Annotated in this window: 3 protein-coding genes; all 3 read right to left on the bottom strand. The window is 65.8% G+C overall.

Annotation, left to right across the window (positions count from 1 at the left end):
* Positions 1-336: 336 nt before the first annotated feature.
* The 3 genes from RT460_RS15885 to RT460_RS15875 are packed head-to-tail and all read right to left on the bottom strand — an operon-like array spanning position 337 to position 9,460.
* On the bottom strand, positions 337-813 hold the full coding sequence (locus tag RT460_RS15885) for a chemotaxis protein CheW (RefSeq protein WP_313320148.1): 477 nt from the start codon (positions 811-813) through the stop codon (positions 337-339).
* Between the two features lie 24 nt (positions 814-837).
* The gene (locus RT460_RS15880) at positions 838-2,181 is read right to left on the bottom strand and encodes a chemotaxis protein CheB (RefSeq protein ID WP_313320146.1); all 1,344 of its coding nucleotides are present in this window, start codon (positions 2,179-2,181) and stop codon (positions 838-840) included.
* A complete protein-coding gene (locus tag RT460_RS15875; RefSeq protein WP_313320144.1) occupies positions 2,168-9,460 on the bottom strand; it encodes an Hpt domain-containing protein in 7,293 nt (2,430 codons plus the stop codon). Before RT460_RS15875 ends, RT460_RS15880 begins: the two co-directional genes overlap by 14 nt.
* Between the last annotated feature and the right edge of the window lie 82 nt (positions 9,461-9,542).

Raw genomic sequence — 9,542 nt, 5'->3', positions numbered from 1 at the left:
TTGCCGGGAATGCCCCTGCCGAGCATGGCTCGGCACTACCGGGTGATGCCCAGCGCACCCGGGATATTGAGTTCGCGCCGCGGGTCAACGCGTCCGTCGCGTTGGCGCTGGCAGATTTCCGGGAGTGCCTCTGCCGAGCATGGCTCGGCACTACCGGGTGATGCCCTTGCGTAGCCCGGGTAAGCGCAGCGCACCCGGGATGTTGAGTTCGCGCGGCGGGTCAAACCATCGCGTTGGCGCTGGCAGATTGCCGGGAATGCCTCTGCCGGGCACGGCTCGGCACTACCGGGTTATGTGCGCGCGCACGTCGAGTAGGCGCAGCGCACCCGTATCTGCTCAGGCGGCGAGCTGGGCCAGGACGCTGGTCACTGCGGCTTCGATCGCATCCAGATCCGGCAACAAGGCGCTCTGCTCGCCCAGCAGTACGCGCATGTGTACGCCGTCAGGCAGGTTTTCTTCCGATGCGTCGGCCAGCAGGCCATCACGCGGCACCGCGATCAGCTGCGGGAAGGTCTGGGTCAGCAGCGCGAAGTACGGCAGCTCGGGGTTGCCACCCAAGGCCTTGAGCACCACCACCTTGTTGTTGCTGCCAAGGGTCTCGCGACCATGGCCACTGAGGCCGGCGTAGGACAGCAGCGGGACACTCCAGCCGTGCCATGCAATCTGGCCGACCAGCCATTCCGGGGCGTTGGCGATAGGCTGCACCGACACGCGCGCCATCATTTCCGCCACCGTCGCATTGGGCAGCAGCACGCGCTCGTTGCCGGACTGGATCAGGACACCGCGTACTTCGTCTTTGTTTGCGTAGCTCATCGTCAGTTCCTAAACCAGTCGTATTCAGTTGACGCAGTGGGTGACCAGTTCGGCCGCCAGATGCTCGGGGTCACCGGCCAACATGCCAGCGACGGCCAGCTGGCTGGCAGCCGTCGGGTCATAGCACCCCTCGCCTACCTGTCCTGCAACCCAGCCCCCGTTGCCGGCGAACGCCAGCACCGCATCAACCATGCCCACATCGGCACCGCTGAGCAGCAGCACCGCGCTGCCTTCCGGCTGCAGGGCATCCAACAAGTCCGTGGTTGCGGGGCTGAACACCACGCCGGCACTGGATGATTCCAGGCCGATCCCGTCGGGCAGGATGTAGATATTACCGCTCTGCAACGCCTGCCCCGGGTCGGCCAAGCTCACCGGCAGGGCCGCGGCGCGTGCCATCTGCTTGACCAGATTGGCATAGCGCCCCCCGTCCAGGCGCAATTGCACCAGCACCGGGCGGCTGAAGTCGTCCGGAAGGCCGGCCAGCACACGGCGAACCGCGTCGGGCCCGCCGATGCCGGCAATCAGCAATACCGCATTGCGGCTGCTGCCATCGACCGACTCCTCGATCTCGACCAGCGACAACGAGCTGTTGAGCAGGCTGGCCAACGCCGGTGGCGGCTCGGCAACAATCTCGGCGGCAGGTGCCACGTCGGTGTAGGCATCGTCTTCCAACAATGACCAATCCGCGAAGTTCCTGGCTGGGCCGGTCTCGGCAGCAACGTGTCCACTGACCGGCAAGGCCGGCGGCGTTGCCGCTTCGCGTGCCGGTTCAATGCTGTCTTCGACGGGGATCGCTGCCGGCGTTGCCGATGCGATCAATTCCTCGAAGGACAGCACTTCGGCCGGTGCCTCGCGCGGTGCAGGTGGAACATACGGCGCGTCACTGGCCGGCAGTTCGACGTCGGCCTGGGCCGGGTCGAATTGCAGCGCGGCAGCGAACTCCGGTTGCGCGGACGCCGGCGCCAAGGACGCTGCCGGCGCGGCGGCGGCCTCGGCATCGTTCTCCTGGCCCGGCGGCAGCACATTGGCATGGCCCTGCAGCTTGGCCGCCAGATGACGAATCCAACGCTGCGCTTCCCAGCCTTCGCGGCGGGCAGCCAGCTCGGCCTCTTCGAACATCAGCATGTACTGGCCGGTTTCCAACACCGGCTCCAGACGTTCCAACGCGTCTTCGACGGCCGGCTCAAGTGCTACCAGTACCACCCGCGGGGCAGCCGCCTGCAGCATGGCCAGGTCCAGCGCATTGGGGTCTTCTTCCAGCACGATGTGGCCGCCCGCGGCGGCCATGCCCTCGCGCAGGCGATCACGGGCCACGCCAGCACGGGCCAGCAAGGCTACCGGGGTGGCAGAGCCATCAGTCGCGTGCACGTGCGATCCCCAGCAGGTCATAGACATTGCGCATCAAATCCAACTCCTGGTACGGCTTGCCGAGATAGCGTTGCACGCCGATCTCGAATGCGCGTTGGCGATGCTTGTCGCCGCTGCGCGAGGTGATCATCACGATCGGAACATCCTTGTAACGCGGGTCGGCACGCATGGCGGTAGCCAGCTCGTAACCGTCCATGCGTGGCATCTCGATGTCCAGCAGCATCAGGTCCGGTACGCGCTCTTCCAGCAGCTCCAGCGCCTCGACGCCGTCGCGCGCGGCGACCACGTCCAGGTTGTGGCGTTCCAGCACGCGACCGGTGACCTTGCGCATGGTCAGCGAGTCGTCGACCACCATCACCAGCGGCACATGGCGCTGGTTGCTGGCGGCGACAACTTCCACCGGCTGCTGCGGCTGGGCCAGGTGGCGACGCACCAGCGGCGCGACGTCCAGGATCACCACCACGTTGCCTTCGCCGGTGATGGTGGCACCGTAGATGCCCGGCACCGAAGCAATCTGCAGACCCACCGGCTTGACCACGATTTCGCGGTTGCCCAGTACCTGGTCGATGGCTACGGCCGCGCGCAGGTCACCCGAACGCACCAGCAGCAGCGGGATCTCGCTCTGGCCTTCGGCCTTGGCCGCAGCCAGGCCCACCAGTGCGCCAAGGTTGTACAGGGTGAAGTCTTCACCGTTGTAGTGGTAACCGCCCTCGCCCGACTCGAAGCGTTCGCGCGAGATGCGGCCAATACCGCTGACCGAGGCCACCGGCACCGCATAGGTGGTTTCGCCAATGCGGACGAACACCGCCTGGGTGACCGCCAGCGTCTGCGGCAGGCGCAGGGTGAAGGTGGCACCGTGGCCGCGCTCGGACAGGATGTCCACCGAGCCGCCCAGCTGCCGCACTTCGTTGCGCACCACGTCCATGCCAACGCCACGACCGGCCAGCTGACTGACCTGCTCGCTGGTGCTGAAGCCGGAAGCGAAGATCATCTGATCCAGCTGGGCGTCACCGATTTCTTCATTGGCGGCCAGCAGGCCACGCTGCTCGGCACGACGGCGGATCGCCGCGCGGTCCAGGCCGGCACCGTCATCGGCCACTTCCAGCACGATTTCCGAACCTTCACGGCGCAGGCGCAGGGCAATCTCACCTTCTTCCGGCTTGCCGGCGGCGGCGCGTGCATCGGGCACTTCCAAGCCGTGTGCGACCGAATTGCGCAGCATGTGCTCCAGCGGCGCGACCATGCGATCGAGCACGTTGCGGTCCAGTTCGCCGTGGGTACCTTCCAGCTTCAGCTGAACGTGCTTGCCGGTTTCCTGCGCTGCCTGGCGCACAACGCGGCGCAAGCGTGGCACCAGGCCATCGAACGGCACCATGCGCGCGCGCATCAGGCCGTCCTGCAACTCGGAGCTGACACGCGACTGCTGTTGCAGCAGCACGTCGTAGTTGCGCGACAGATCGTCCAACACACCCTGCAGACCACCCAAGTCGGCCGCCGATTCGTTCAGTGCACGGCTGAGCTGCTGCAGCGTGGAGAAGCGGTCCAGTTCCAGCGGGTCGAAGGTCTGGTCCGCCTGCTCGTGTTCGCGGCGGTAACGGGCGACGATCTGGGCTTCGGTTTCCAGGTCGAGTCGACGCAACTGATCGCGAAGACGTGCGTTGGTGCGATCCAACTCGGCCATGGCGCCACGGAAGGCACCCAATTGCTGTTCCAGGCGCGAGCGGTAGATGGCAACTTCGCCGGCGTGGTTGACCAGGCTGTCCAGCAGATCGGCGCGTACGCGTACCTGTTCCTGGCCACGCGGGCTGGCTTCGTCTTCGTTGCTGGCCTCGTCGCTGACCGGTGCCGACAGCGGCACACTCTCTGCGAGCGGCTGCGGCTGTACAGCCGCATCTTCGACCACGGCAGGGGTAGCGGCGTCGCTGATGGCGGCCTCCACCGGTGCCGGTGCAGCCTCGGCACGACCATCGGTACGCGCTTCGAACGCCCCGATCAGGTCCAGCGGCATCTGCACGGCGCGATGATCGCCGGTGCGCAGCAGCAACTGATGCAGGCGGTCGAAACCACGTTCAAGCAACTGCAGGTCGCTGCGGGTAATTTCGGTGCGGTTGGCCGCAACGGCTTCCAGCAGGGATTCGATGCCGTGGCCCAGGTCGCCGATGGCATTGATACCGGCCATGCGCGCGCCACCCTTGAGGGTGTGCAGATCGCGCTGCAGGCCAGCAAGCACTTCGCGATCCGCCGGGGCGGCACGCAGCTCGCTGATCAGGCCATCGCAGTGGTCCAGCAGGTCCTTGCCTTCCTCGACGAAGATGTCGACCAGCTCGATATCCAGCTCGGCGAAATCCAGGCTGCCGGCATCGAACGGGTTCGCCGCCGGCTCGATTGCCGGAGCAGCCGTGCTTTCACGCAGCGGTGCGGTGAGCGGTGCCAGTTCCGGCTTGGACGGAATGTCGGCCTGTTCCGCAGACGCCAGGTTCTGGGCTTCTGCCTCGGTGGCTTCTGCCTCGGTGGCTTCTGCTTCGACAGCCTCGATGGCGCCCGTCTCTACGGCTTCCACCCCGACGGTATCGACGGCGGCGGCTTCGACAGCCTCCGCTTCGACGGTCTCGATGGCGTCCGCTTCAACAGTTTCCACCTCGACGGTATCGATGGCGGCTGCTTCGACAGCGTCCGCTTCAACAGCTTCCATCTCGAAGGCATCGACGGCGGCTACTTCGACAGCTTCCGCTTCGACGGCATCGATAGCGGCCGATTCAGCGGCCTCCACCTCGACGGCATCGACGGTGGCCAATTCGATAGCTTCGGCTTCGACAGCCGCCGCTTCGACGGTATCGATAGCAGCCGATTCGACTGCTTCAGCTTCGACAGCCCCGACGACGTCCGCTTCAGCAGCTTCCAGCTCGACGGTATCGATGGCGGCAGCTTCAACGGCTTCCGCCTCGACGGTATCGATGGCTTCCGCTTCAACAGCTTCTACCTCGACGGTATCGATGGCGTCCGCTTCAACAGCTTCCACCTCGACGGCATCGACGGCAGCTACTTCGACAGCTTCCGCTTCGACGGCATCGATAGCGGCCGATTCAGCGGCCTCCACCTCGACGGCATCGACGGTGGCCAATTCGATAGCTTCGGCTTCGACAGCCGCCGCTTCGACGGTATCGATAGCAGCCGATTCGACTGCTTCAGCTTCGACAGCCCCGACGACGTCCGCTTCAGCAGCTTCCAGCTCGACGGTATCGATGGCGGCAGCTTCAACGGCTTCCGCCTCGACGGTATCGATGGCTTCTGCTTCAACAGCTTCTACCTCGACGGTATCGATGGCATCCGCTTCGATAGCTTCTGCTCCGACAGCCTCGACTTCGACCGTCCCTACGGTTCCAGCTTCAGCAGCTGCAACCTCGGCCAGCTCATCTTCAGCGCGGTGTGCCGGAACAGCCTCGGCATCAACACTTGCAACCTCGACCACTTCTGCTGCGACAGCATCACCGTCAGCAGCCGACAGATCGATTTCAGTGGCATCGTCCAATGCTTCGGCATCGGCCGTGAGACCCACCTGCCCTGCATCGATCGGCGCTGCCGATACATCATCAAACGAGGAGACGGCGTTGTCCGGCGTCGCTGCGTCGGCAAGCGAATCCACCACTGCGGCATCGGCAACCTTGTCGGAGCCCCGCGAGGTCAAGCCGACCGCGATGGCCAGTGCGGCCTCGATTGCGTTGGGCTGCGCAGCCGCGTCTTCGCGCTGCGGCGACTCGCCCCAGCTGGCGGCAGGTACCGCGATCACCGGTGCCTGCGGTGCGGCCGGCGCGTCGAATGCCGGCAGATCGCCCAGCGTACCTTCCAACATCGACTTGTCGAAATAGGCGGACAGGTCTTCCGTCCCGGCCAGGTTGGTGACGGCGGGTGCGGCAATATCCGCTTGCGCCACCTCGTCCTGGTCATCGGCCAGCATCATCGGCAGCTCGTCGTCCTGCGACAACGGCGGCCACTTGGCGTCCGGCAGGCCATCAACCAGCGCCTGCAGGCGCTCGGCGACTCCCGGGAACGCCGGAATACGCGGCGACGGCTGGCGCAAGGCATTGATCGTCGTGTCTATCGCCGACGCCATCTGCGCCAGCGCTGTCACGCCGGCGACGTTCGGGGTAAGCCCGGCGGCCAGCGAGCGCTTGACGAAGGATTCTGCAGGCGTGGTGATGCCAGTGATGACCGGGACATCGGTCATTGCGAAGGCACCACTCATGGTGTGCACCGCGCGCAGCAACTCTTCGGACACGTTCTGCGGCTGCACCGCCGACTGCAACAACCAGGCGTTCACCGTCCCCAGGTGCACGCCGATTTCGGCCTCAAGAATTTCGAGCAGCACGCTGTCGACCGAGGCCGGAGTACCCTCCAACACCGGTTCTTCCGCAGTCGCAACTGCGTGTACCGGTGCGGGTTCGTCAGCCACGGCAGGCACCGTGGCAGGCGCGGTGTCGGCTACATAGAATGCTTCTTCACCGGCAGCGACACGATCGGCCACGTCCTGGATTGCCAACAGGTCCGACTGGATGGCGCCGGTGCCGCGCAATGCGGCGTTGAGCTCGGGCAGAACCTCGTACGCCCGGGTAACCAGGGCGATCACCGCCGGGCTGGCCGGGCGGCTGCCGTCGAGCACGCGGTTGAGCATGCTCTCGATCTTCCAACTGAACTCACCCAGGGTGCGCGCGCCAACCAGGCGACCGCTGCCCTTGAGCGTATGGAATACACGGCGCACCGGGCGCAGGCGTTCCATGTTGGCCGGGGCGCTACGCCATGCCGGCAACAGATTGCCCAGGTTCTCCAGCTCCTCGTCGAATTCCTCGATGAAGACTTCGCGGATGTCCTCGTCGATATCCTCACCGTTGTCGATGAAGCCACCTTCCAGCACCACGGCAGCTGCAACAGCTGGCACAGGGTCGGCAACCGGAGCAACAACCGCCGCTTCCACCTGCGGTGCCGGATCCTGTGCAACGGCAGGCTGTGCATAAGGATCGAACGCCGCAGCGGCGGCATCCAACTCGGCCAGGAACGCGGCGGCCTCAGCATCCTCCAACACCGGCTCGGCTGCTTGTGCTGTTTCCAGCGCGCCACTGGCAATGGCGGTCGTGATGACCGGCGATTCCTGCGGCGCCGCGATGTCTTCGGCGGCGGTGTCGGCGACAACGACGTCGTCTGCCGCGACCACGGAAACGGGCTCGTCCAGCGTCCAGGCCGCAGCGGGCGGTGCCGCGTCCGTGCTGTGCTGTTCCAGGGTGATGTCGCCACCGGTCTGCACCGTGGCAATTACGTCGTCCAGCTGCCAATCCGCAGCATGCGAAACCGGTGCTGCGGCGTGCGGGGTCTCCTCCAGCTCTGGCTCGAAGAAACCATCGGCAAGCGACATTTCCACGCGGGCCGGCGGCTGCGTGGCATCGACCGATGCTGCCATCGGCTCGAGTTCCAGCTCCAACAGGCTGCTATCGAAACGATAGGTGTCGCCAGCTGCGGCGCCCGGATCACCTTCGGCGGCAACCGGATCGAAGCTGCTCTGCAACGCGAGGCCAGAGACATCCGACTCGACGATCTCGTGACCTTCCAACGCGATCGGTGCCAGCGTGTAGCTGCTGTCCAGTTCCACGCCGGATTCGGCGGCCACCGGATCAAACGTCGGCGCCGCGGATGCGTCCAGGGACAGTTCCGTCGCCGGCAGTACAGTCTCGACGGCCGGCTGCTCGCCGCTATCGGCAGCAACCACCGCAACGGGCTTGGCGTTGATCGCCGCGCCGAACACCAGCGGATACTCCACGCGCGCAGCGGTCGGAATTTCCGGAATTTCCGGAATTTCCGGCAACGGCGGCGGCACGGTCAGTGCAACTGCCGGGATGTCTGCGGCAATTTCAGGGGACGACTCGAGCGGCGCTTCCTCGGTGGCGGCCAGCGCCCCGGTATCCGTCGCGGCGGGCGCCACGTTCCAGTCGGCAGCGGGCGCGGCTGCGCCAGCGCCGTGGTCGGCGGCAGCCTCCACAACCGTTGCCGTCGGCAACGGCCAGTAACGCAGCGACTCCAGGCTGCTGCGGGTGATGTCGAGGATGTCTTCGCGACCCGGGCGACGGTCGCGCAGTGCTTCCAGGTAGTACTCCAGGCTGGCCATGGCATCGGCCAGGGTGTCCAGCTGGCGGCCGCTGGGCACGCGCTGACGCTCGACCAGTTCGACCTTGATGTATTCGCGCACGGCCTGCAGATAGTCCGCAGGTACCGGCAGGTCCAGCATGCGCAGCGCACCGGATACCTCGCCCAGCAGGCGCGGCACTTCGGTCAGGCGCTGGTGGTCCCAGTTGGTCTCGATGAAGGCAACAAAGGACTCGCGCGCGGCGGTGAAATTGGCAATGGCTTCATGCGCCAGCACCTCGACCGTGCGCCGGGTTTCAACCGAGGCCGGATCATCCTCACCGTCGACACTGGCGCCCAGGTGCGCCACCTGGTCATCCAGCGATGCATCCACGTACAGCAGTGCGCCGGCGATATCCAGCAGCAGGTTGTCATCGATATTGCGGCTGCCCGACACCACCTCGCGCAGCGCATCGCGCTGCTGGGCGACGATGCCACGGGCAACGCCCAGGCCCATCACCCCGAGGGTGTCGGACACGGCGCCGAGTTCGTTCACCTGCACCTGCAGATCGGCGGGGTTGCCACCGGTACGCACATGCAGATCCAGCGCATCCTTGATGCGCATCAGTTCTTCCTTGACCGCGCCGCCGACCGTATCGAGCAGCTCGCGGTTGCGTCCGCTCAGGCTGCCGCGGGCGTGCTCAAGCTCGGCCGGGCTGGCGTCGCCGGCATCCGGATTGAACGCGAACAGCACGCTTTCGTTGATGCCTTCGGCGCCACGCGCAGCGCGGATTTCGTTGAGCAGCGGCAGCAGCACGATCGGAATATCGCGGTGGCCGTTCTGCAGCCGTTCCAGGTAATCGGGCAACAGCACGGTGCCGCGCATCAAGGTGGCGCAGGCCTCCTCGCGGTCGGGCACGGCGTCCTCACGCACGGCGTTGGCCAGCAACTCCATTTCCTCGGCAACCATCGCCGGGGCATACAGTTCGACCATGCGCAGCGTGCCCTGCACCTGGTGCAGGTAACCGGCACAGAAGCGCATGCGGCCGCTGTCGCTGGGTTCCTCGACGTAGGCTTCGACCTCGTTGCGCACCTGGCGCAGGGTCTCGTCCAGCTCGGGCTTCACCCAACCCAGTGCCGCGTGGCTCATGGCATCGCGCAAGCTACTCATTGCACTCCCCCGTGCAGGATCATCTGCATGCCGTCCTGGCGGCCCTGCATTGCGGTATGACGAGACTTCATCTGCTGGTTCC

It is taken from the genome of Stenotrophomonas sp. (genome assembly GCF_032061965.1).
GTDB lineage: Bacteria > Pseudomonadota > Gammaproteobacteria > Xanthomonadales > Xanthomonadaceae > Stenotrophomonas.
The sequence above is the reverse complement of the archived record's forward strand: the minus strand, read 5'-3'. Positions and strand labels throughout refer to the sequence as shown.